Here is a 20,889-nt window from a genome sequence, read left to right as displayed (position 1 = left end):
CGCCATGCCGATGGTGACCCGCCCGCAATTCCTGCCCGGCCTGCCGAACTGGAGCCGCAAGACATTCTTTGCGCTCGCGCTCACCTTCATCTGCTTTGCGTTCGCCTTCCCGGTGCTGTGGCTGATCCTGACCTCGCTGCGGCCGGAATCCGGCGTTTATTACGTCCATCGCGGTACCGAATTCACCCTTGGCAATTTCAAGGAAGTGTTGAGCCAGGAGCGCATCGTCGAAGCCTTCATCAACAGCGCCGTCATCTCGACGCTGGCAACCATCTTCTCGCTGCTGGTGACGGTGTCGAGCGGCTACATGCTGTCGCGCTTCACCGGGCCCGCCTCGCGGATGTGGTTCGGCACCATCTACATCTTCCGCTGCGTGCCCTACATCTCCTGGGTGCTGCCGCTCTACTTCGTGGTGCAGAGCTGGGGCATCTACGACACCTATGTCGGGCTGCTGTTGCCCCATATCGCCGTGCACATCTGCTTCTTCTCCTGGCTGATGAAGGGCTTTTTCGACGGCATCGATCCTTCGATGGAATATGCCGCGATGATCGACGGCTGTAGCCGCTGGGGCGCCTTCATCCGCGTCGCCATCCCCTCCGCCCTGCCCGCGATCTCGGCGCTTGCGGTGCTGTGCTGGCTGTTCACCTGGAACGAATTCCTGTTCGCGCTGATCCTGACCGGCAACCGCGTGCCCGTGATCACGGTGGTGATGGCGCAGTTCGTCACGGAAATGGGGCTGCACTGGAACCTGATGGCGGCGACCGCCGTGATGGCGCTGCTGCCGGCCTTCCTGATCGCGCTGTTCGGGCAGAAATATGTGATCCAGGGTTTGCGTATCTAACCAAGAGATATCTAACCAAGAGAGAAGACGAAGCGGAAGTAACAACACAACGACAATAACGAGGAGGAAGTGCCAATGCAGGGAATGGCAAGATGGGCGATAGCGGCGGCGGCCGCGATGACGATCACCACAGCCCAGGCGCAGGTGAAGGAATTGCGGATCGGCTACCAGCCGAGCCCGATCCAGGATGCCTCGATCGCAATGTTCGAGGCCTGGGGCGCCAAGAACGGCGTCAAGATCGTCAAGGTGCCGAACTCCTACGGCGTCTATGTCGAGAAGATGACGGCCTCGCTGACCTCCAACTCCGACCAGTACGACGTGATCTGGCACAATGACGACTGGGGCCAGACCTGGGCGCATCTGCTGGAGCCGACCGACGACGTCGATGCCAACAAGTTCGCCGAGAAGTGGGGCATGGACAAGATCGTGTTCGGCAACAAGGACGGCAAGAACACCGTCGTGCCGATGGGCCAGACCTTCAGCGTGTTCTTCTACCGCTCCGACCTCGTAAAGCCGGAGGAAGTGCCGAAGACGCTGGAACAGCTCGTGACCGTCAGCAAGAAGCTGCAGGCCGACGGCAAGGTGAAGTTCGGCTATGTCGGCGGCATGTCGATGAACCATTCCTGGTTCAGCTGGTTCTGGTCGATGTGGGGCAACAATTGCGACGTGCTACAGCCCTTCTACGAGCGCGACAATGCCAAGCTCGCGGCTGCCGGCTGGAAGTCCGGCATGACCGATCCCTGCATGCAGCAGACGGTCGAATACTGGTGGGACGCGATCAACACCCACAAGATCGCGCCGCGCGGCATGCCCGCCTATGACCGCAACGAGGCCAACGCCATCTTCATGGCGGGCGATGCCGCCTTCACCGTCGCCGACACGCTGTGGTGGGGCCAGTTCAACGATCCCAACAAGTCGAAGGTCGCCGGCAAGATTGCTGCGGCGCGTTTCCCGCTCGGCCCCAACCGCACAAAGCCGTTCGGCTGGGACGATATCTGGGGCTGGGCGATTCCGAAGTCCATCCCGGAGGAGCGCAAGAAGCTCGCCAAGCAGATGCTGAATGCGATGATGCTGGATGAGGAAGGCCAGGTGAAGATGTTCAAGGCGACGGGTGCGCCGCCGCCCAATACGCAGTTCTGGCCGAAGATCGCCGAACAGGATCCGTTCATGAAGCTGCTGAAGGAAGCGGTGCTCGATTCACCCGACAAGGTGCGCGGCGCCTATTACTTCCCGCAATGGCCCGCCGTGCACAAGGCCTTCAACGACACCGTCACCAAGGCCGTCACCGGCAAGCGCGAGGATATTCCGAAGGTGCTGGCCGAGGGCGCGCCGCTGGTCAGCAAGGCCGCGCAATAATAATAACGAAAGCCCGCCGCACGCGCCGTGGCGGGCTTTTCTTTCGAGTCGACAGTTCAGTGACGGCGGGGACATGGCTGCGATCACGCTTGAGAAACTCAACAAGCATTACGGGTCGGTGTACCACGCCGTCAAAGACGTCGATCTTGCGATTGCCGACAAGGAATTCGTGGCCCTGGTCGGCCCGTCCGGCTGCGGAAAATCGACGACGCTGCGGATGATCGCGGGGCTGGAGGATATCTCCAGCGGCGACATCCGGATCGGCGGCAGGATCGTGAACCACCTGCCGCCGCGCGACCGCGACGTGGCGATGGTGTTCCAGAACTACGCGCTCTATCAGCACCTCTCCGTCTACGACAATCTCGCCTTCGGCCTGCGCAACAAGAAGACGCCGGAAGCCGACATCAGGGCGGCGATCGACCGCGCCGCCGGCATGCTCGGCCTGCACGAGCTGCTGCAGCGCAAGCCGAAGCAACTCTCGGGCGGCCAGCAGCAGCGCGTCGCGCTCGGCCGCTGCATCGTGCGCAATCCGCAGGTATTCCTGTTCGACGAGCCGCTGTCGAACCTCGATGCCAAGCTGCGCGCGCAGATGCGCATCGAGATCAAGCGGCTGCATGCGGAAATCCCGACCACTTCGGTGTTCGTCACGCATGACCAGGTCGAGGCCATGACCTTGGGCGACCGTGTCGTGATCATGCGCGACGGCCGCATCCAGCAGATCGGCACGCCGCTGCAGGTCTACGGAAAACCCGCCAACAAGTTCGTCGCCGGGTTCATCGGCGCGCCCGCCATGAATTTCATCGATGTTGCCGTCGCCGTGAGCCCATCCGGCGTGACATCGGTCGAGGCCTGGGGAATAAAACTGACGGTGAGCGACGCCAACGCGCGCGCCCTCGCCGTACGCAACGGCGACCGCGTCATCATGGGCGTGCGGCCAGAGCATCTGATGCTCGGCGACGGCGCCCCGGGCATGGGATTCGATGCCGGTGTCGAAGTCGTCGAACAGCTCGGCTCGGAAATCCTGCTCGAGACGCTGGTCGGCAATACCAGCATCACGGCCGCGCGCGTGCCGGCGGAAACGAAGATCGCGCGCGGCGATCAGGTGCGCCTGTCGGTCCAGCCGGGCCGCCTGCACTTCTTCGATCCGGAGACCGAGCTGCCGATTTCGGCGTGACCGGGTGGCACCGTGCTCTCCTCCGTCATTGCGAGGAGCCCGCGACAAAATTGCGAAGCAATTTTGCGCTGGAGCGACGAAGCAATCCAGCTTCCTTGTTGCAGCAAAGCTGGATTGCTTCGCGGAGCCTGTCATCGGGCGCGCGTTCGCGCGACCCGTTGGCTCGCAATGACGGAGGAGGACGTTAGTCCTCTTACTTCACCTTCGCAGCGTCGGGCGCCGGGTTTGCAGCGACTGCCGGCCCGCCGCCGAACAGGCTCGATAGCTGCCGCGTGCGCCTTGTGTCGATGCTGACATAGGCGGTCATGCCGGCGCGCAAGGGCGGCTCGCCCGGCTGCTCGATCAGCCGTAGCCGCACCGGCAGGCGCTGCACGATTTTCACCCAATTGCCGGAAGCGTTCTGCGGCGGCAGCACCGCGAACTCGGCGCCGGTGGCTGGGCTGATGCTCTCGACCTCGGCATCCCAGGTGATGTCAGGATGCATGTCGAGCACGACCTTTGCCTTCTGGCCCACGGTCACATGCGTGAGCTCGGTCTCCTTGAAATTGGCCTCCAGCCACGGCCGCCGGTCGGTCACCAAGGCGAACAGCGGCGTCTGCGGCTTGACCTGCTCGCCGAGCTGCAACTTGAAATTCACCACGACGCCCGACTTCGGCGCCTTGATCTCGGTGTAGGCGAGATCGAGCGCGGCGCGGTCGCGCACCGCGATCTTTTCGCGCACGGCCGCGAACGCATCCGTCGGCCGGTCGGGCTTTCCGCCAAGCGCGGCCTCCATGCGTGCGATGCGCTGGTGCAGGACGGCAAGCTTGTCCTCGCCTTCCTGCTCTTCGCTGGTGACCTGCTCCAGCCTTGCGACCGAGGCCACACCGCGCCCTGACAATTCGCGCTGGCGCCTTGCCTGGGTCCGCAGATATTCCAGCTTGTTCTCGGCTTCCTTTGCTTCGGCCCTCACCTCGCGCAAATTCGCCTTGACCATCTCGACCGAGGAACGCGCGGAATCGACCTCGGCTTCCGCTTTCGCCAGTGCGAGCCGATAGGTCGCCGGATCAAGCCGTACCAGCACGTCGCCCGCGGTGACGGCCGAATGATCCCGGATATTGAGCTCCATGATACGTCCCGGCACTTCGCTGGCGATCTGGGCGATGTCAGCCTTCACGAAGGCGTTTTCGGTCGAGATGTGGCGGCCGCCCGACAGCCAGAACAACAGCGCGCCCACAACGACCAGCACGGGCACGCCGATCAGCGCCAGCCGCTGCATCCGCTTGCTCATGGCGCGGCCCTGCCGTTATGCGCCTTGCCGTTGTGCCGGCTCGGCCCGTTCAGGGCGCGCTTCTGGCTTGCCGCAGCGTCGATACCATCGCCCGACACCAGGGTCGTCTTGATGCGTTGCAGCAAAGCCATCAGTTGCTTGCGCTCCCGTGCAGCAAGATCGCCCAGCGCCGCATCGACCGTCTCTTCCGCCACGCGCCAGATGCGCTTGTGCACCCGCTCGGCGTCCGCCGTCAGGTAGACCCGCTTGACGCGGCGATCATCGCGCGCGGTGCGGCGCTCGACCCAGCCATTGGCGACCAGCCGGTCGATCATGCGCCCGGCGGTCGCTTTTTCCACTTCCATCATTTCGGCGAGTTCGGAAAGCGAAGCGCCCGGGCGGCGGTGCAGACGGGTCAGCACCAGCCATTGCGCGCGCGTGATGCCGAGACGGCGGACGCGGCGGTCGAACGCCGTGCGCAGCAGCCGCGCCACATCTGAAATTACGACGCCAATATATTCTTCGGTATTGGGCATGGCCCCGGTTGTTTCCGGCCCGATTGGTAAGCTAGGTTATTATTATTGGTAAGCTAGGTTATTATCTACCCGTCGATCAAGGGATATCGCCTTGAGTTCAACGACAACAGCGGTTGAGGAGCACCCCTCGGCGATCTCCCCGGCCCAGCGCTATCTGACGCTGACGACGGTGGTGCTCGGCTCCTCGCTGTACGGGACAGCGCTGCTCACCACGTCAACCATTCTGCCGCAGATGCAGGGCGCGCTGTCGGCAACCCAGGACGAGATCGCCTGGGTGATGACCTTCAACATCCTGGCGACTGCCGTCGTCACCCCGATGACGGGCTGGCTGGTGTCACGCTTCGGCACCAAGCGCGTCATGATCTGGTCGATCGCGATCTTCACCGCCGCGACGATGCTGTGCGGCATGGCGCAGTCGCTGGAAATGCTGGTGCTGTGGCGCATTTTGCAGGGCGGCGCCGGCGCGCCGGTCGTGCCGCTGTCACAGTCGATCCTGTTCGACACCTTTCCGCGCCGGCAGCATACGATGGTGATGTCGGTCTTCGGCATGGCGGTGGCGGTTGCGCCCGCCTTCGGCCCGGTGTTCGGCGGCTACCTCGCGGAGATGTATAGCTGGCGCTGGTCGTTCTACATGCTGGTGCCGATCGGCATTGCTTCCACCATCGGCATGGCGCTGACGCTGCCGCCGGATAATCGGCTCACAAGAGTTCGTTTCGACTGGACCGGATTCATCGCGCTCGCCACGGCGCTGGCGGCCGTTCAGCTCGTGCTGGCGCGCGGCGTCCGGCTCGACTGGTTCGATTCACCGGAGATCGTGATCGAGAGCCTGATCGCGGCCATCGCCTTCTACATCTTCATCGTGCACAGCCTTGGCGCGCGCGAGCCGTTCGTGAACCTGAAACTGATGCGCGACCGCAACTATGCGATCGGGCTGGCGCTGGTGACGATCTACGGCATGCTGAATTTTACGCCGATGGTGCTGCTCCCCCCTCTCCTCCAGCAGCAGGCCGGCTTTCCGGACATGCTGGTCGGCGAGGTGATCGGATGCCGCGGCGTCGGCATGCTGGTCGGCTTCATGACCGCCGGCTTCATGAGCCGGATCGACCCGCGCCTCAGCATGGCGTTCGGCTTCGGCCTGCAAACCGCCGCCGGAATCTGGATGCTGACCTTCGACCTCAACGTGACGATGGAGATTTTGCTCGCCAACAGCGCCATCCAGGGCTTTGCGGTCGGCGTGGTCTGGGTGCCGATCACGGCGGTGGCCTTCGGCACGCTGGACGCAAGGCATTACGCGGAAGCGTCCGCGATCTTCCATCTCCTGCGCAACATCGGATCGAGTTTCTTCATCTCGCTGTCGATCGCCGAGATCGTGCGCACCACGGCGGCGAACTACAGCCGCATGACCGAGATGATCTCGCCCTATAACCGCTCGCTGACGATGCCGGGCGTCACCGGCGGCTGGACCTTCGACAGCGTCACAGGCCTTGCGAGGATCGCCAGGGAAATCACCCGCCAGGCCACCATGATCGGCTACCTCAACGCCTTCATGATGTACACGGTCGCCTCGGGCCTCGCTTTGGTGTTCGCGCTGTTCGTGCGAGGCCGCAGGGCGGCGTGACGCACCTCCTCTCCCCGTCATTGCGAGCAAAGCGAAGCAATCCATCTTCGTCCCACCAAGGAAAGAATGGATTGCTTCGTCGCTTCCGCTCCTCGCAATGACGCGGAGAGAGTGGTGTCTTTCGCGGGAGGGCGGTGGCCGCGCTACCCCTTCACATCATACTGCTTGCTGAGATGATCCCCGATCTGCACCAGCATCGAGACGCACTCGGGATAGCCGGGTTTCGCGATCGTCGCTTCCTCTGCCTGAGCGCGGAACTCCCAACCGTCGCCGTCGCGCAGCACCGATATGTTGATGCCGTCAGGACAGTCAAGGTGGGCCTTGAGCTCGGCTCGCGCCATTTCAATCAGCTCGGCTTCGGTCTTGACAGGCTTGCTCATGATGACGGCGTCCCCCCCGGCGGTTTGATTGAACCGCAGGTTGCCGTGTTGGTGCGCGTCTGTCGAGGGGAGCGCCGCGCGGCAATTAGCGCCGGGGCGCTACCTGCTTCAGCCCGACGATCTCGGGCAAGGAACCGGTGTGGACCGGCTCCCCCCTGACCAGTTCCGGCGGCAGCGGGGCGCGCGCGGTGGCATCGGGGAAGCGTGTCTTCATCTCGCGCAGGAAACCGTCGAGCGTATCGACGCTGGCCGCCATCTTGGCGATCTGGGCGAATTCGGCGCTGGTGACCGCGCCCGGCGTGCTCGCGGTCTCGAACGCAAAGCGGTCGGCTTCGCCGCTCATCAGCGGCGCATATTTTTCCCGGAAGCGCGCCAGCCCGATCGCATCGTCGGCGAGCGCATAGCCGACCACGGCGCGGATCACGTCGCCCTTCTCCACCGGATTGAGCGGTTTGAAGTCGCGCCAGCGGTCGGCATAATAGAGTTCGATCTGCTCGGCCGACTCCCGCCATTTGCGCGAGGCCCAGTAGATGTCCGAACGCAGGCGGATCGCCTCACGCCCCGAGAGGTTCGAGATGATGTCGAGGCCGAGATCGTGGCGGCCGACGTCGCTTTGCGCGCGCGCCTCCAGCAGCAGGCGCTGCTGACGCAATTCGCCGGAGAGGTCGGCGATGCGGGTCGAGCGCAGCGCGGCGATGGCGCGGTCGGGTTTGCGATGGGCCAGGTACACCATGGCAAGACGCGCGGCCACTTGCGCGCGCGCCGCGCCTTCGAGGCGCTTGTCGACCTGGTACTGCAACAGCTCGGCCGCCTGATCGAGCAGGTCGACCGATACCAGCCGGTCGGCAAGGCGGCGGATCATCTCGTCACCGCGCCGCCCAATCGGAGTCAGGTCGCGAAATTCGAAGAACATCCCGAGCGCCTCGATCGGCGGCAGGTCCTCGCCTTTCGGGCTGAGGAAAAGCTGGGCGAACAGCGCCGCCGCCATGTCCTGCCCCTGGCGCGAGACTTCCGAATTGGGATCGAGCCGCGTCGCGGTGCGCACGGCCGTCAGCGCCTCGTTATAGCGGCCGGTATCGGCATAGATGCGGGCCATCATTTCCAGCGCCCTCAGCTCGATCGGACCGCCGCGCCAGGTCATCGACAGCGTTTCGAGGTCGCGCAACAGATCAACCTGGCTGATCTCCTCGCGCTTCTGCCGCAGGACGAGGTCGAGCAGCTTGCCTTCGGAGACCGCCGCGCGGTCGGAGGAACGCATCGCGATCCGGTAATCGCTCTGCGCATCGCGGTCGTGGCCGAGCGCCTCGGCCAGCCGGCCGCGCAGGATCGCGATCGAGGGCTTCATCTCCGGCGTGACGATGACGACATCGAGATCGCTGCGGCGCCGCGCGGCGCCGGAATAATCCTTCACCTCCAGCGAGGCGCGCATCGCTTCCGTCAGCACGATGCGCTGCAATTCCACGGGCAAGGATGCGATCGCGAATTCGACGTTCTTGAATTTTTCGCGCGCTTCCGCCCATTTGCCCTGGCGTGCCGCCGCCAGCGCCCGCCACAACTGCGTGTCGTAATTGTTGCCGATGACGGGATTGGCGAAATCCTTCAATGCCTGCTCCGGGCGGCCGATCAGGAGGCTCGCGACCGCGCGCAGCATCAGCGCGGCGGATTCCTCATAACCGGGCTTGACCTCAGACAGCACGAGATCGGCGACGCCCTTGGCTTCCGGATAGAGGCCGCGCGCCATGTAGAAGCGGGCAAGGTCGAGCCGCGCCTGCGCGCGCTGGTCGGGCGCCACCATGCCGGCTGCCCTGATCAACTCGCCCTCGCGCGCCAGGAAATTCCCGGCCTGGTTGGCCTTCCATTCGCTGATGTCGAAAATCGGCCGCACCGCGAGATTGGCGCGCTCGGCCGCAACGTCCGCCGACGACAATGTCAGTCCGCCGGGACGGCCGAGCAGAATCTTGTCGGTTGCGATCTCGGCCTTGACGTCGTCCGAATTCGGATGAACGGCGACGCCATGGATCGATTCCAGCAGCGACAGCTCGACGAAATCCTGCCGCTTGATGAAGCCGCGGATCGGCAGCGGCGCGGTCACCACCATCAGGGCATCGCCGGCATCCGGATCGATGAAGCGGTGCATCAGGCCGGGCTTTGCCAGTGGTACGGTGACATTGGCGAGCGCGGGGTCGGTGATGTTGCGGATCGCCATCAAGGGCTGCGGCGGCGCCTGCATCGTATCGGCGAAGGTCACCGTCCATTCGTTGCCGGCATCGCTGCCGGTGAGCGAAGGGATTTGCGGACGGTTGAGACGAACGCGGATCGCCTGCCCCTGTGGCAGGTCCAGCCGGTTGACGTCGCCGATCAGCGCGCCGCCCTTGGCGCGAATCGGCTCGACATCGAGCGGCTTATTGGAGTCGAACACCAGCCATACCGCATCGGCGCGGCGGAACATCGCGGCGGGCGTTGCCTGCGCAAAGGAGATGGTCAGCCGCAAGCCGTCGGCGTCACGCCGCGCCACCAGGCTCGCCGATTTGTCGCCGCTGGCAGCGTCCGCGGAGGTTTCACTCGCGGCCGGCTTTTGCGTTTCGGCGATTGGTTCGGGCACGGGCTGCGGCGCCGGTTTTGAGCCTTCTGTCGCGGCCGGAGTCTCTTTCAATTGGGAGGCGAGCGGCGGTGGCAGTGGCAGGGCTTTCGCCGCCGTCTCCGGCCTGATCTCGATCCTGGCCTGCTGCGCAATGGTTTCCGACGTCGGCGGCGTCACTTCGTCCGCGGGAGCTGCGGCCTGCGGGGCCGGCGCCGGGGCTACCGGCACGCCAGGTACAACAGGTGCGGCCGGCGCCGGCGCGGCTGGCGCGGCCGCCTGCGGCGCGCCGACCTGCGGCTTTTCCGACTGGAATGCGACGTCGACGACGTAGTTCTTTTCCTCGCGGAACGAATGCACGTCGACATCGCCGATCAGTTCGGCTTCGATCGTCGAGGTAGCGCCCTCGATCTTCTGGTTGATCGTTGCGACGTTCGGCGGCGCCGCCACTTTTGCATCGGCAAGGTCGAAGGTCAGCGGGGCGTTGAACAGCAGCGTCAGCTTCTGATCGTTGAGCACCGAGGAGACGCCGACGCCGTCGGGCATCTCGAACACGAAGCGGACGAAGGTCGGCTGCACCGAGGCGCGCACCCGCACAGGCGGGCGCTTCTTGGCCTCCGCGTCGGCCCTTTGCTGGCGAAGCGCGCGTTCGGCCGCGCGCGCCCGATCGGACAATTCGCGCACCACTTCCTGCGGCAGGCCGGGCGGCGGACCGTTCCAGTTGTCGGGCAGGAAATCGACGAACACACGTTCGCCCGCCGTCATGGTGTTGATGGTGACCTTTCGCGCCAGCGACAGCCGGATCGCGCCTCCGTCGGGATCGGCACGCGCGGATGAAATGTAGTCGGGCACCGCGTCGGAGAGCCGTCCGACCGGAATCGCCACCGGCCGCTTGAAGCGTATCACGATGATGGAGCCCGCCGCCGTCACCTGTGAATCGATATCCTCGGCAAGCCTGATGGTGAGCCGCGCAAAACCGCCGGCCGCCGACAGCGTAGCTTCCCCCCTGACCGGATCGGCTTGCCCATACGCCGGCGCCGCCAACAGCGTCAGGCCGGCGGCGAGACACGCGGCCCGCTTTGGCCAGCCGCGCGCGATCCGCGCCAAGGCGCGGCCCAGCGAGCAAAATCCAGCGGCAGCCCCAAGCGCCATTCCAGCGGGTCTTTCGGCTTCAACCATCTTGTCGGGGGAGAAACGCGTTTCGCCCCATGAGAAGACTCTAGAATTGGCGGGCTTAACGTCTCATTAAATATGCCGGTAAACTGGCATCCTAGTTCGGCTTCGGCGCCAGCATCTTGCCCTCGATCTTGGGCAGTTCCGCTGAGGTGCCCGCCTTGTCGTTGCCGGCCCGGCGCGCCAGCTCGACCGTCAGCCGCTCGGCCGCTTCCGGCTGCATTAGCCCGAGGATGTCGGACATCTTTCGCGGCGCGATTTGCGAAGCGATCTCGTACAGCACGGCCATCTCCAGCCGGTCGAACACTTTTGCGGCGTCCTTCGGCTTCATGCCCTCATACATCGTGACGATGCCCTTGAAGCGCGCCGCGTCGGCCTCGCTCTTGGCGCCGCTGGCGGTCGCAATCCGCGCCTCCACGGCCTTCAATTCCTCGACCTTGCCTTCGATGCGCTTTTCCGCCGATTTGAGCAGGCTCTCGCGGATCTCGATCTCGCGGGCGCGCGCCTCGAGCTCCTGCCGCCGGGCCTGCAACCGTTCCAGGATCGCGCGCTCCGAGGCCGAGACCTGCGGCGTCTGGTCGGGATAGACCACGACGCCATCCGGCTTCGGCGGCTCGCTCGCCGGCGCGGCCGGTTTTGGCGGCTCCTTCGGCGCGCCATGCACCGAGCCCGTGACATCGGCCGCATCGGCCTTGGGCGCACCCGGAAAATTGATCTGGTCCTGCGCCCAGGACGGTTTTGCCGCGCCCGGGTTGTAGTCGAAGACGTAGCCGCCCTCGAGCACGAGGCCGGCGATCTTCAGCACCGCCAGGCCGCAGACGGCGACCAGCACGACCGGGATGACGCGGATGTCACGAAGCGATTTCATGCGGCGAGGCCGTTAGCCCTTCTGCGCTCGGAAAAAGCCTGCGCCGCGGCGGCGACCGCCTTGGCCGACGAGATCTGCGGCGTCTCCGGCTCGGGCGCCGATGGCGCCGGTGCCGCCGGCCGCGCGGCGCTCGCGATCTTCGACAGGCGGCGGATCACGCCGTCGCCCTCGGCGAGCTGGTTCTTCAGATGCGCCGACATCTGCGTTGCCGCGGTGAGCTGGCTGCCGAGATGCTCGTTGACGTCGCGCACGGTGTGCTTGAGCCCGCCGATCGCGCGCTCGGCGATTTCGGTCGCGGTGATCAGTTCGGCGATGGTTGCTTTCAGCGAGTGCTCATCCGCTTTCAGCCGTTGCAGGCGCTTGTTCAGCACGATGCAATAGCCGACGGTGACCATCAGCAGGATGGCCACCAGGCTCTCGATCATGAGTCCAAGGGAATGGTTCATTGTGCCTCCATCATCTTGGTCTGTTCATCGGCCTTCTCGAACATCGCAAAGGTCGTGTTCGGCTTGCGCAACTGCTTGGTGACGCGGATCGCGACGCGGTCCCCTACCCGGCCCATCCGCCCTTCCGTCAGCGTGACGTTGCCGCAGCGGACGGTGACCAGTGCATCGGCGCGCATCTCCAGCGGCAGCGTATCGCCGACCTTCAGCTTCATGAGCTGCTTTAAGGGGATGTCGGCCTCATACAGCACCGCATCGACGGAAATCTCGGCCTGCGCCACCTCGGTGGCAAAATGGCCTTCCCAGATCGGATCACGGCCGAATTTTTCGCCCATGAACATCTGCAACAGCACGTTGCGGATCGGTTCGATGGTCGCATAAGGCAGCAGCAATTCGATATTGCCGCCGCGCTCTTCCATGTCGATGCGCAAGCGCACCAGGATCGCGGCGTTGGCGGGCCGCGAGATCGCGGCAAAGCGCGGATTGGTTTCCAGGCGGTCGATGGTGAAGGTGACCGGCGACAGCGGCCGGAACGCTTGCTCGGCGTCCGACAGCACGACCTCGATCAGCCGCTTCACCAGATTGGTTTCGATCGTCGTATAGGGCCGGCCTTCGATGCGCAGCGAGGTCTGGCCGCGGCGACCGCCGAGCAGCACGTCGATGATGGAATAGATCAGGCTGGAATCGACGGTGGCGAGGCCAAAGTTCTCCCACTCCTCCGCCTTGAACACGCAGAGCACCGCCGGCAGCGGGATCGAATTCATGTAATCGCCGAAACGCACCGAGGTGATGCGGTCGAGCGAGACTTCGACGTTGTCGGAGGTGAAGTTGCGCAACGACGTCGTCATCAGCCGCACTAGGCGGTCGAAGACGATTTCGAGCATCGGCAGACGCTCGTAGGACACCATCGCCGAATCGATGATGGCGCGGATGCCGGAATGATCGTCGAGATTGACGTCGCCGGCGGTGAAGCCGAGCAGATTGTCGATCTCTTCCTGCGAGAGCACCCGCTCGCCGCTGTTGGTGCTCTTGCCGGTGCCGAACTCACGGCCGCCGTCTTCCACCATGGCGGCCCATTGCAGCGCCATGGTGCCGGAGATCTCATTGGCGGCCGCGGCCTTTTCGGCCTCCGCGGGATCCTCCTGACCGAGCGATGCTTCCCATTGGGCCGCAATCGCGTCTTGATCCATCTGGTCGTTGCCGGCCATCAGCTGAAAATCCGCTTTCTCACTGGATCACGATTTCCTTGAACAGCACGGCGTTGACCTGGTTCGGCGCCACCGCGAGGTTGACCCGGCGGGTCAGTTCCTCCTTCAGGCGGAACAGGCCGGCCGAGCCGTTGAGGTCGCCGGCGCGCAATTCGCGCATGTAGGTCTGAAAGATGTCGGTGACGCGCGGCATGGTCGGCTTGATCGCCTCGGCCAGCTTTTCTTCCTTCACCTCGAGCACGATCCGGACCTTGAGATACTGCACGCGCTCGCCCGGCAGCCCGACGAGGTTGACCAGCATCTCCGGCACTTCGACGAATGCCGGCGGCTTGGTGGAAGGCGCCGCTTCGGCGTGCTTCTCATCGCCGTGGCCCTTCATCAGGAAGAGATATGCGCCCACGCCGCCGCCGACCAAGGTGAGAAATCCCACCACGGCGATGATCAGCTTCAGCTTGCCCTTCTTGGCGGGTGCGGCCTCTGCGCCTTCAGCCGCGGCGCCGCCTTCCCCTTCATTCTCAGCCATCGCCCGTTCACCGCTCTATCTGTTTGGGCATGATCCTTCCGGAAAACCGGTCCCCACTTTTCCGGATCATGCCCTAGCGAACGAACGCGATCTCACCAGCCCCCGACGCGATACCAATGCCGCCGGCGCACACGCGCCCTCATCTCGATGGTGACGCTAGGGTAGCAATGGTTAATGGAATCTTTCTTTTGAGCACCAACTAGGAAAAAACTGCCGGGCAAACATGGTCAACAAGACCTTTCTGCCGCCCGACTTGCACCCCCGCTGAACGGCTAACCAATTAACATTACTAGCTTTTATGACTTGGCACGGCTTTCGCTGAGAGAGCCGTGAGCGCTTGACGTTTGGGAGAGCCGAAAGCGTTCAGACAAGTCCGCAAGGAGAGGTTTGGGAGAACCGACCCCGCGCGGGCGACATCAGGGGAGATTTGCCGGTGCAGAATACGCTTCTCATCGGACTATCGCGGCAAGTGACGCTGGAACGGCAGATGGATGTCATCGCCAACAACGTCGCCAACGTGAACACCAACGGCTTCAAGGCCGACCGCTCGCTGTTCCAGGAATATCTGGCGGATGGCGCGCGCGAAGACAATTTCATGGCCGGCCGCGACCGCCGCATCAGCCATGTGATGGACCGCGCCACCTTCCGCGACTATGCGCAAGGAGCGCTCGAGCCGACCAAGAACCCGCTCGACGTTGCGATCGACGGCAGCGGCTTTTTCGTGGTGCAGACCCCGCAGGGCGAGCGCTACACTCGCGACGGCTCGTTCCAGATCAACAATCAAGGCCAGCTCGTGAATGCGTCCGGCTATCCTGTGCTCGGCAGCGGCGGCCCGATCCAGTTCCAGCAGACCGACAAGCAGATCACCATCGCCCAGGACGGCAATGTCACCGTGCTGGAGGGCACCGCCCGCACCGACTCGGTGCGCGGCAAGCTGCGGATCGTGAGGTTCGCCAACCCGCAGGCGCTTACCAAGGAAGGCTCCAACCTCTATTCCGGCGGCGCCGGCGTGGCGGACACCACCTCGGTGGTGCGCCAGGGCTTTGTCGAAAAGTCCAACGTCAATTCGGTGCTGGAGATGAGCCGCCTGATCGAGGTGAACCGCACCTACTCGCACATCGCTACGCTCTTGCAACAGCAACACGACCTCCACCGTTCGGCGATCGACAAGCTCGCCGAAGTGCCGGCCTGATAGAGGAGTTTGACTCATGCGCGCGCTCTACACCGCTGCGACCGGAATGGCGGCACAGGAACTCAACGTTCAGGTGATCTCCAACAACATCGCGAACCTGCGCACCACCGGCTACAAGAAGCAGCGTGCCGCGTTCCAGGACCTGATCTACGACCACGTCCGCCGCGTCGGCGCGCAGGCCTCGGACCAGGGCACCATCCTGCCCGTCGGCGTCGACATCGGCGGCGGCGTGAAGACCGTCGGCACGCCGCGCCTGATGACGCAAGGCACGCTGTCGCCGACCGGCAACGAGCTCGACATCGCCATCCGCGGCGAGGGCTTTTTCAAGATCCAGATGACCGACGGCACCTACACGTACACCCGCGACGGCTCGTTCCAGATGGACGCGCAGGGCCGCATCGTCACTTCGCAGGGCAACCCGGTGCAGCCGACTATCACCATTCCGCAAAACTCGTCGGGCCTGACCATCAACGCGCAGGGCCAGGTGACGGTGGTGCTGCCGGGATCGACCACGCCTACCCAGATTGGCCAGATCGGGCTGACGCGATTCATCAACAAGGCCGGCCTGAAGCCGATCGGCGACAATCTGTTCACGGATACGCCCGCCTCCGGCGCGCCGCAGGACGGCATCGCCAACACCGACGGCCTTGGCGATATGCAGCAGGCCAACCTCGAGCAGGCCAATGTCGAAGTGGTCAGCGAAATCTCCGATCTGATCGCCGCCCAGCGCGCCTACGAGATGAACGCCAAGGTGATCTCGGCCACCGACCAGATGCTGCAATCCACCGCCGGCATGTTCCGCTGAGGTTTTGCCATGATCGCCCGCTCGCTCCTCATCGCCGCCGCCCTGTTCACCGCCACATCAGCGTCGGCGCAAACCCGCGACGACATCCTCGCCACGCCCGTGCTGCGCGCCAATGTCACGGTCGCTTCCGATCTGGTGCGGATCGGCGATGTCATCGACAATGCCGGCGCCGCGGGCCAGATCGCGATCTACCGCGCCCCGGATCTCGGCACCACCGGCACGCTGCCGGTGGCGCAGGTGCTCACCGCGCTCAGCGCGCATCAGGTGATCGGCGTCAACACAAAGGGCCTGCGCGAGATCTCGGTGACGCGCCTCGCCCGCACGCTCGACGGCAACGAAATCCAGACCGCGGTGGCCCGCGCGCTGGAGCGCAAGAACGGCCTTGGGGAGGCTGCCAATCTGTCGCTCACTTTCGACCGCGATCCCGGCGAGATCAGGCTGGATGCCGCCCACAGCGGCGATCTGCGCCCGCTCGCGGTGCGCTACGACCCGCGAAACAACCGCTTTGACGTCACGCTCGAAATCGCAAACGAGGCCGGCCTTGCCCCGGCAAAATTCCGGTTCTCCGGCACCGCGATCGAGACGGTCGAGGCCGCGGTGCTGACGCGCGGCATCGAGCGCAACGACATCATCAAGGCTTCCGATATCGTGATCGAGCGCCGGCCGAAGGCGGAAGTCGGCCACGATGCCATAAGCCGCGACAGCGCGCTCGGCATGCAGGCGCGGCGGGTGTTGCGCGCGGGCCAGGCGATCAAGTCCGCCGACCTGGCCAAACCCGACCTCGTGCAGCGCGAGCAGGCCGTCACGCTGATCTACGAGACAGCCAACATCTATCTCACCATCCGCGGCAAGGCGCTGGAAAGCGGCGCCGAAGGCGACGTCGTCAGCGTGATGAACCTGCAATCCAAGCGCACGGTGACCGGTGTCGTGATCGGGCGCGGCCAGGTCGCGATTTCAGTGACGCCGCAGCGCCAAACCGAGACTTCCTCCCTCAACGCGGCGCCCGCCGCTCCCGTATCCGTCGCCAACGCCGCCTCGCAAGGCGCGGCCAAAACCGAGTAATGGTCATGTATAAGTACACCAAAGCGTTTTCGAGCGAAGTGGGTACCGGTTCGCGTGAAGAAAACGCGTCAAAACAAAAAGTCTCACGCGTCTTCAAAGCCGCCGCGCTGCTGGCCGTACTCAGCGTCGCTACTGGATGCTCGGCAGTCGACCGCCTCTCGCAGATCGGCGAGGCGCCGAAGCTGAACGCGATCGAGAATCCGACTGCGCAACCTGGCTACAAGCCGGTGCAGATGCCGATGCCGAAGCCGGAAGTGGCCTCGTACAATGCCAACTCGCTGTGGCGGAACGGCTCGCGCGCCTTCTTCAAGGATCAGCGTGCCGCGCGCATCGGCGATATCCTGACGGTGTCGGTGAACATCACCGACAAGGCCAACATCGCCAACGAGACCCAGCGCAGTCGTACCGCCAAGGAAGACTCCGGCATCTCCGCATTCATCGGTTCCCAGACCATCACGCAGTCCAACAAGATCCTGCCCGGCAAGCTGCTGACCACCGACTCGACGTCGTCGGCCGACGGCAAGGGTTCGGTCAACCGCCAGGAATCCTTGACCACCAACGTCGCCGCCGTGGTGACCCAGGTGCTGCCGAACGGCAATCTCGTGGTCGAGGGCAAGCAGGAGATCCGCGTCAATTTCGAGATTCGCGAACTGATCGTCGCCGGCATCGTGCGCCCGGAGGACATCCAGAGCGACAACACCATCGATTCCACGAAAATCGCCCAAGCCCGCATCGCCTATGGCGGCCGCGGCCAGATCATGGACGTGCAACAGCCGCGCTATGGCCAGCAGGTGTCCGATATCCTGTTGCCGTTCTAAACCAAATTCAAAGCTCCCACACATCGTTGCGAACCTAGGCGCAGCGACGTGTACCAACGCGGCCTCCGGTAGCTCCCCTGCCGGAGGCCGTGCTCTATTGCCGTTATTCCGCAGCGTAGCAACGTCTAGCCGCGAACACCTTCCATCCAGCAATCACGACTGCGGCAACGGCACCCCTGTAACAATCGCCGATCCGTGACCAGACGGAACCGCATTATCGGCCCTGCAAGCGGAACCAAACGCCCCTGATGCGACTAATCGAGGGATTCCCAAGATCCCGGGATCAGCGTGAGTGTCATCCTCTTGGAGTGTTTGCCATGAAACTAGCACCCTACGCGCTCGCTGCCGCAACTTTGCTCGCGGCCGGCGGAGCATCGGCCCAATCCATCAACCTGTCGGGCGCCTATCGCTGCATCGAAGGATGCCGCGGCGCGCCCGGCGCTCCCGCCTTCGTCACACAGAACGGGTACAACCTCAATCTCGTGAACGAAGCCGGCCAGCCCTCCCGTGCCTGGCCCGACACCTTTGCGCCAACCAGTCGGATCTGGGCCGACGACTACAACATGAGCGCGGTCTATACGCCTGATGGCTCGACCATCCAGTTCGACAACGGCACCATCTGGCAGCGCGACATGGGCCCACCGGTGCGCGTGCGCGCGCGAAAGGTGGCGGTGGTGAGGTAGCGCCGACGCCAACAACCAACGTTGCACCTAAAGTGGCCCCATCACCTTCGGCGACGGGGCCGCTTCCTTTGAGGGACTACGCTACCTTCCTGAGTGCAAGGTCCTCCCATCTTCTGACGTCACATACTCAACTATGAAAAAAGACGATGAGGATAGGTCGCTCCTTCAAGCAATTGACTGTAGCCCAACATCGATATATATTTTTGGTATCTACCATATTTTACGAGGTGCCGAATGACAGCGACCGCTAAAATTTTCATGCACGGCCGCAGTCAGGCCGTGCGTTTGCCCAAAGAATTCCGCTTCGAAGGAACCGAGGTTCGCGTCAGCAAGGTGGGCGACAGAGTCATCCTGGAGCCGCTGAAGAAACAGCCGGTCGACTTCGACAAGTTCTGGGCCGAACTTGACGCTCTCGGGGCAAAAGATTTTCTGCCGGACGGCCTCCCTGACGATCCGCCGGTGAAACCCGACCCACGGGTCTTCTTCGACGAATGATCTGCCTCGACACCAACATCGTCATTCCGATCGTCAATGGACGCAGTTCATCGCTGCGTCACCGCCTCGAAGAACAGATGCGCGGAGGCATGCCGATCGCACTGCCCGTGATCGCGTTGTTCGAGATGCGCTACGGCTTTGCCAAGAGCGAACGACGCGAAATCAACGAGCGCCTACTTGAAGGATTTCTCGATCGGCTCGGCATCGAGCGGCTTCCGTTTGAGGACGACGACGCGATGCATGCGGGCGAAATTAGGGCCCACCTCGAACGCAGCAGCACGCCAATTGGTCCCTATGATATCCTGATCGCCGCACAAGCGCGTCGCCGCGGCGCTCCATTGGTGACACTCAATCAACGCGAATTTGAACGGGTGCCGGGTTTGATCGTCGTCAATTGGGCTGCGTGAAGCGACCCTTCTCCACTTGTCGGGCAAATCAACTTCCGATATTCAGAATCACTGTCAAGCCCCCCAATAAAAAATATTCCACTTCACAATTCCGAAAATCAGAATTACAACTCCGACCGTCTCGTGCCGGTCGAGGGGCGTATCGCGATCGTCACTATACGTTGGTCACGGGATGCGATGGACGCGGGCGGCGTCAGGCGTTTCACCACGCCGGACGAAGCGCCGTCCGCGTACGGCAAAGCCGTGTGGTCCTGGCGCCGCTATGCAGGTACCAAGTGCGCGAGAAGCTCTCGCTCCTCGCGTGCGACGGTGACAACACGCGCTCTCACCGGGGAGAGCACGGTATAAGCCGTAAAGCCATTGCGCAGGGGATGCCGGAATGCCTCCGCTTCACCTGTATGCTCGTGTGCACTTCTTTTTGCGCAAGCAACGCACACGGGACCGCGGGTGCAGCGTGCACCCGGCATTCCCCTGCGCCCTCGCGCTTTCGGGGGCGAAACGAGGATCAAGACTCGGGCACATGGTGTCGCGAGAACGTTGCTACATACCCATCCGTCGTCGCCCGGCTTTGACCGGGCGATCCAGTATTCCAGAGGCCGCCGTGATTGAACCGAGAAGCCGCGGCGTACTGGATACCCGCATGCGCGGGTATGACGAGTCTTTATGGGCCGCTCGCGGGCGCTCACCTCACGTGAACGTCACCTCCACCTCGCCCAGCCCCGCCAGCTCCATCCGCACGTGATCGCCGGCGCCAAGCCATACCGTCTTCACGAGACTCCCCGTCAGCACGATCTGGCCGGCGTGCAGGCCCCTGCCTTCGGCGGCGAGATGGTTGGCGAGCCAGGCGAGCGCGTTGTGGGGGTGGCCGAGCACGTCGGCGCCGGTGCCGCTTCCGGCTTCCTCGCCGTTGATGAGCGCGCGGCCGGTAACGGTCAACAGGTTGGGCGCGTTATTGCGCGGCACGGCCTCGCCCAGCACGCAACCGGCGGCGAAGAAATCATCCGCCACGAGGGTCGGTGCGCCCAGCGTCTCCCATTTGACGTAGCGGTCGTCGACAATCTCGATGGCAGGGTAATAGGCCTCGACCGTTTCAGCCATCCACTCGGCGGTGAACGGCTCCTCGCTCGCGGGCACGTCGCGCGCCAGTCTGACCGCGATCTCGCATTCGACGCCGACGCGGACGTAGTCGGAGGCCGGCAGTTTTGCGCCACTATCGTGCACGACCTTCTCGAACACGCCGCCGCCGCAGGGATGGGGAATGCCGAGATATTGCTGCATCACCGGACTGGTACAGCCGATCTTGTAGCCGACCAGCGCGCCGACTTTCGGCAATATCAGGTCGTGCAGCGCGCGCTGCACCTGATAGCCCTCGGCCTCGTCGCGCGGCGCGATGTCGTCGGGAAGAGAATCCAGCGGCGCGCGCGAGCGGCGCGCAGCGGCGATCTTCTTGGCGGCCGCAAGAATTTTGTCCATCGGCCGG

General features: G+C 64.0%; 20 protein-coding genes. 11 read left to right on the top strand and 9 right to left on the bottom strand.

All coding sequences use genetic code 11. The features are described from left to right. Nucleotides 1-4 precede the first annotated feature (4 nt). The 3 genes from JQ628_RS22540 to JQ628_RS22530 all read left to right on the top strand — a co-directional run bounded on the left by JQ628_RS22540 (nt 5) and on the right by JQ628_RS22530 (nt 3,371). The gene (locus JQ628_RS22540; RefSeq protein WP_212225446.1) at nt 5-841 is read left to right on the top strand and encodes a carbohydrate ABC transporter permease; all 837 of its coding nucleotides are present in this window, start codon (nt 5-7) and stop codon (nt 839-841) included. Between the two features lie 75 nt (nt 842-916). Next, nucleotides 917-2,197, top strand: coding sequence for an extracellular solute-binding protein (locus tag JQ628_RS22535; protein ID WP_212225445.1), 1,281 nt, complete (start codon nt 917-919; stop codon nt 2,195-2,197). A gap of 73 nt (nt 2,198-2,270) precedes the next feature. Further along, complete coding sequence (locus JQ628_RS22530) at nt 2,271-3,371, top strand: ABC transporter ATP-binding protein (RefSeq protein WP_212225444.1); 1,101 nt, start codon at nt 2,271-2,273, stop codon at nt 3,369-3,371. 193 nt (nt 3,372-3,564) lie between these two features. On the opposite strand, the gene JQ628_RS22525 is transcribed toward JQ628_RS22530, so the two are convergent. Next, nucleotides 3,565-4,641, bottom strand: coding sequence for an HlyD family secretion protein (locus JQ628_RS22525; RefSeq protein ID WP_212225443.1), 1,077 nt, complete (start codon nt 4,639-4,641; stop codon nt 3,565-3,567). Then, nucleotides 4,638-5,156, bottom strand: a complete 519-nt coding sequence (locus JQ628_RS22520; RefSeq protein WP_212225442.1) for a MarR family winged helix-turn-helix transcriptional regulator — start codon at nt 5,154-5,156, stop codon at nt 4,638-4,640. Before JQ628_RS22520 ends, JQ628_RS22525 begins: the two co-directional genes overlap by 4 nt. Before the next feature lie 91 nt (nt 5,157-5,247). Here JQ628_RS22520 and JQ628_RS22515 point away from each other — a divergent pair, with 91 nt between their 5' ends. Continuing rightward, entirely contained in the window at nt 5,248-6,774 is a 1,527-nt protein-coding gene (locus tag JQ628_RS22515) for a DHA2 family efflux MFS transporter permease subunit (protein WP_212225441.1), read from the top strand. 143 nt (nt 6,775-6,917) lie between these two features. On the opposite strand, the gene JQ628_RS22510 is transcribed toward JQ628_RS22515, so the two are convergent. The 6 genes from JQ628_RS22510 to fliL all read right to left on the bottom strand — a co-directional run bounded on the left by JQ628_RS22510 (nt 6,918) and on the right by fliL (nt 13,947). Continuing rightward, the gene (locus JQ628_RS22510; protein WP_212225440.1) at nt 6,918-7,154 is read right to left on the bottom strand and encodes a hypothetical protein; all 237 of its coding nucleotides are present in this window, start codon (nt 7,152-7,154) and stop codon (nt 6,918-6,920) included. Between the two features lie 85 nt (nt 7,155-7,239). Continuing rightward, entirely contained in the window at nt 7,240-10,884 is a 3,645-nt protein-coding gene (locus tag JQ628_RS22505) for a tetratricopeptide repeat protein (protein ID WP_212225439.1), read from the bottom strand. A 118-nt stretch (nt 10,885-11,002) separates the two neighbouring features. Continuing rightward, complete coding sequence (locus tag JQ628_RS22500) at nt 11,003-11,773, bottom strand: MotE family protein (RefSeq protein WP_212225438.1); 771 nt, start codon at nt 11,771-11,773, stop codon at nt 11,003-11,005. Further along, nucleotides 11,770-12,219: a DUF6468 domain-containing protein gene (locus tag JQ628_RS22495; protein ID WP_212225436.1), complete on the bottom strand. Its 450-nt coding sequence runs from the start codon at nt 12,217-12,219 to the stop codon at nt 11,770-11,772. Before JQ628_RS22495 ends, JQ628_RS22500 begins: the two co-directional genes overlap by 4 nt. Further along, complete coding sequence (fliM, locus tag JQ628_RS22490) at nt 12,216-13,424, bottom strand: flagellar motor switch protein FliM (protein WP_212225435.1); 1,209 nt, start codon at nt 13,422-13,424, stop codon at nt 12,216-12,218. Before fliM ends, JQ628_RS22495 begins: the two co-directional genes overlap by 4 nt. Before the next feature lie 19 nt (nt 13,425-13,443). Further along, entirely contained in the window at nt 13,444-13,947 is a 504-nt protein-coding gene (fliL, locus tag JQ628_RS22485) for a flagellar basal body-associated protein FliL (RefSeq protein WP_212225434.1), read from the bottom strand. 433 nt (nt 13,948-14,380) lie between these two features. Between fliL and flgF the strand changes: the two genes are divergently transcribed. The 7 genes from flgF to JQ628_RS22450 all read left to right on the top strand — a co-directional run bounded on the left by flgF (nt 14,381) and on the right by JQ628_RS22450 (nt 19,409). Next, nucleotides 14,381-15,139, top strand: coding sequence for a flagellar basal-body rod protein FlgF (gene flgF, locus JQ628_RS22480; RefSeq protein WP_212225433.1), 759 nt, complete (start codon nt 14,381-14,383; stop codon nt 15,137-15,139). A 16-nt stretch (nt 15,140-15,155) separates the two neighbouring features. Continuing rightward, on the top strand, nt 15,156-15,944 hold the full coding sequence (gene flgG / locus JQ628_RS22475; RefSeq protein WP_212225432.1) for a flagellar basal-body rod protein FlgG: 789 nt from the start codon (nt 15,156-15,158) through the stop codon (nt 15,942-15,944). 9 nt (nt 15,945-15,953) lie between these two features. After that, a complete protein-coding gene (flgA, locus tag JQ628_RS22470; protein ID WP_212225431.1) occupies nt 15,954-17,006 on the top strand; it encodes a flagellar basal body P-ring formation chaperone FlgA in 1,053 nt (350 codons plus the stop codon). Between the two features lie 5 nt (nt 17,007-17,011). Continuing rightward, nucleotides 17,012-17,824 (top strand): flagellar basal body L-ring protein FlgH, encoded by an 813-nt coding sequence (flgH, locus tag JQ628_RS22465; protein WP_212225430.1) that lies wholly within the window; start codon nt 17,012-17,014, stop codon nt 17,822-17,824. Between the two features lie 317 nt (nt 17,825-18,141). Continuing rightward, complete coding sequence (locus JQ628_RS22460) at nt 18,142-18,507, top strand: hypothetical protein (RefSeq protein WP_212225429.1); 366 nt, start codon at nt 18,142-18,144, stop codon at nt 18,505-18,507. A 234-nt stretch (nt 18,508-18,741) separates the two neighbouring features. Next, the gene (locus tag JQ628_RS22455; protein ID WP_212225427.1) at nt 18,742-19,002 is read left to right on the top strand and encodes an antitoxin; all 261 of its coding nucleotides are present in this window, start codon (nt 18,742-18,744) and stop codon (nt 19,000-19,002) included. Beyond that, entirely contained in the window at nt 18,999-19,409 is a 411-nt protein-coding gene (locus tag JQ628_RS22450; RefSeq protein WP_212225425.1) for a type II toxin-antitoxin system VapC family toxin, read from the top strand. Before JQ628_RS22455 ends, JQ628_RS22450 begins: the two co-directional genes overlap by 4 nt. Nucleotides 19,410-20,096: 687 nt before the next feature. On the opposite strand, the gene JQ628_RS22445 is transcribed toward JQ628_RS22450, so the two are convergent. Next, on the bottom strand, nt 20,097-20,882 hold the full coding sequence (locus tag JQ628_RS22445; RefSeq protein ID WP_212225423.1) for a 2-keto-4-pentenoate hydratase: 786 nt from the start codon (nt 20,880-20,882) through the stop codon (nt 20,097-20,099). Nucleotides 20,883-20,889 lie beyond the last annotated feature (7 nt).

The organism is Bradyrhizobium lablabi (genome assembly GCF_018129385.1).
Lineage (GTDB): Bacteria > Pseudomonadota > Alphaproteobacteria > Rhizobiales > Xanthobacteraceae > Bradyrhizobium > Bradyrhizobium lablabi_C.
Note: the sequence above shows the minus strand (reverse complement) of the source record. Positions and strands in the feature narration are given on the sequence as shown.

Bases quoted from the DNA above. Each gene is read 5' to 3' on its own strand.
- flgA (WP_212225431.1), top strand. From the start codon at position 15,954: ATGATCGCCCGCTCGCTCCTCATCGCCGCCGCCCTGTTCACCGCCACA.
- JQ628_RS22495 (WP_212225436.1), bottom strand. From the start codon at position 12,219: ATGAACCATTCCCTTGGACTCATGATCGAGAGCCTGGTGGCCATCCTG.
- JQ628_RS22450 (WP_212225425.1), top strand. From the start codon at position 18,999: ATGATCTGCCTCGACACCAACATCGTCATTCCGATCGTCAATGGACGC.
- flgH (WP_212225430.1), top strand. From the start codon at position 17,012: ATGTATAAGTACACCAAAGCGTTTTCGAGCGAAGTGGGTACCGGTTCG.
- JQ628_RS22525 (WP_212225443.1), bottom strand. From the start codon at position 4,641: ATGAGCAAGCGGATGCAGCGGCTGGCGCTGATCGGCGTGCCCGTGCTG.
- flgG (WP_212225432.1), top strand. From the start codon at position 15,156: ATGCGCGCGCTCTACACCGCTGCGACCGGAATGGCGGCACAGGAACTC.
- JQ628_RS22455 (WP_212225427.1), top strand. From the start codon at position 18,742: ATGACAGCGACCGCTAAAATTTTCATGCACGGCCGCAGTCAGGCCGTG.
- JQ628_RS22445 (WP_212225423.1), bottom strand. From the start codon at position 20,882: ATGGACAAAATTCTTGCGGCCGCCAAGAAGATCGCCGCTGCGCGCCGC.
- JQ628_RS22540 (WP_212225446.1), top strand. From the start codon at position 5: ATGCCGATGGTGACCCGCCCGCAATTCCTGCCCGGCCTGCCGAACTGG.
- JQ628_RS22500 (WP_212225438.1), bottom strand. From the start codon at position 11,773: ATGAAATCGCTTCGTGACATCCGCGTCATCCCGGTCGTGCTGGTCGCC.
- JQ628_RS22530 (WP_212225444.1), top strand. From the start codon at position 2,271: ATGGCTGCGATCACGCTTGAGAAACTCAACAAGCATTACGGGTCGGTG.
- fliL (WP_212225434.1), bottom strand. From the start codon at position 13,947: ATGGCTGAGAATGAAGGGGAAGGCGGCGCCGCGGCTGAAGGCGCAGAG.
- fliM (WP_212225435.1), bottom strand. From the start codon at position 13,424: ATGGCCGGCAACGACCAGATGGATCAAGACGCGATTGCGGCCCAATGG.
- JQ628_RS22535 (WP_212225445.1), top strand. From the start codon at position 917: ATGCAGGGAATGGCAAGATGGGCGATAGCGGCGGCGGCCGCGATGACG.
- JQ628_RS22505 (WP_212225439.1), bottom strand. From the start codon at position 10,884: ATGGCGCTTGGGGCTGCCGCTGGATTTTGCTCGCTGGGCCGCGCCTTG.
- JQ628_RS22510 (WP_212225440.1), bottom strand. From the start codon at position 7,154: ATGAGCAAGCCTGTCAAGACCGAAGCCGAGCTGATTGAAATGGCGCGA.
- JQ628_RS22520 (WP_212225442.1), bottom strand. From the start codon at position 5,156: ATGCCCAATACCGAAGAATATATTGGCGTCGTAATTTCAGATGTGGCG.
- JQ628_RS22460 (WP_212225429.1), top strand. From the start codon at position 18,142: ATGAAACTAGCACCCTACGCGCTCGCTGCCGCAACTTTGCTCGCGGCC.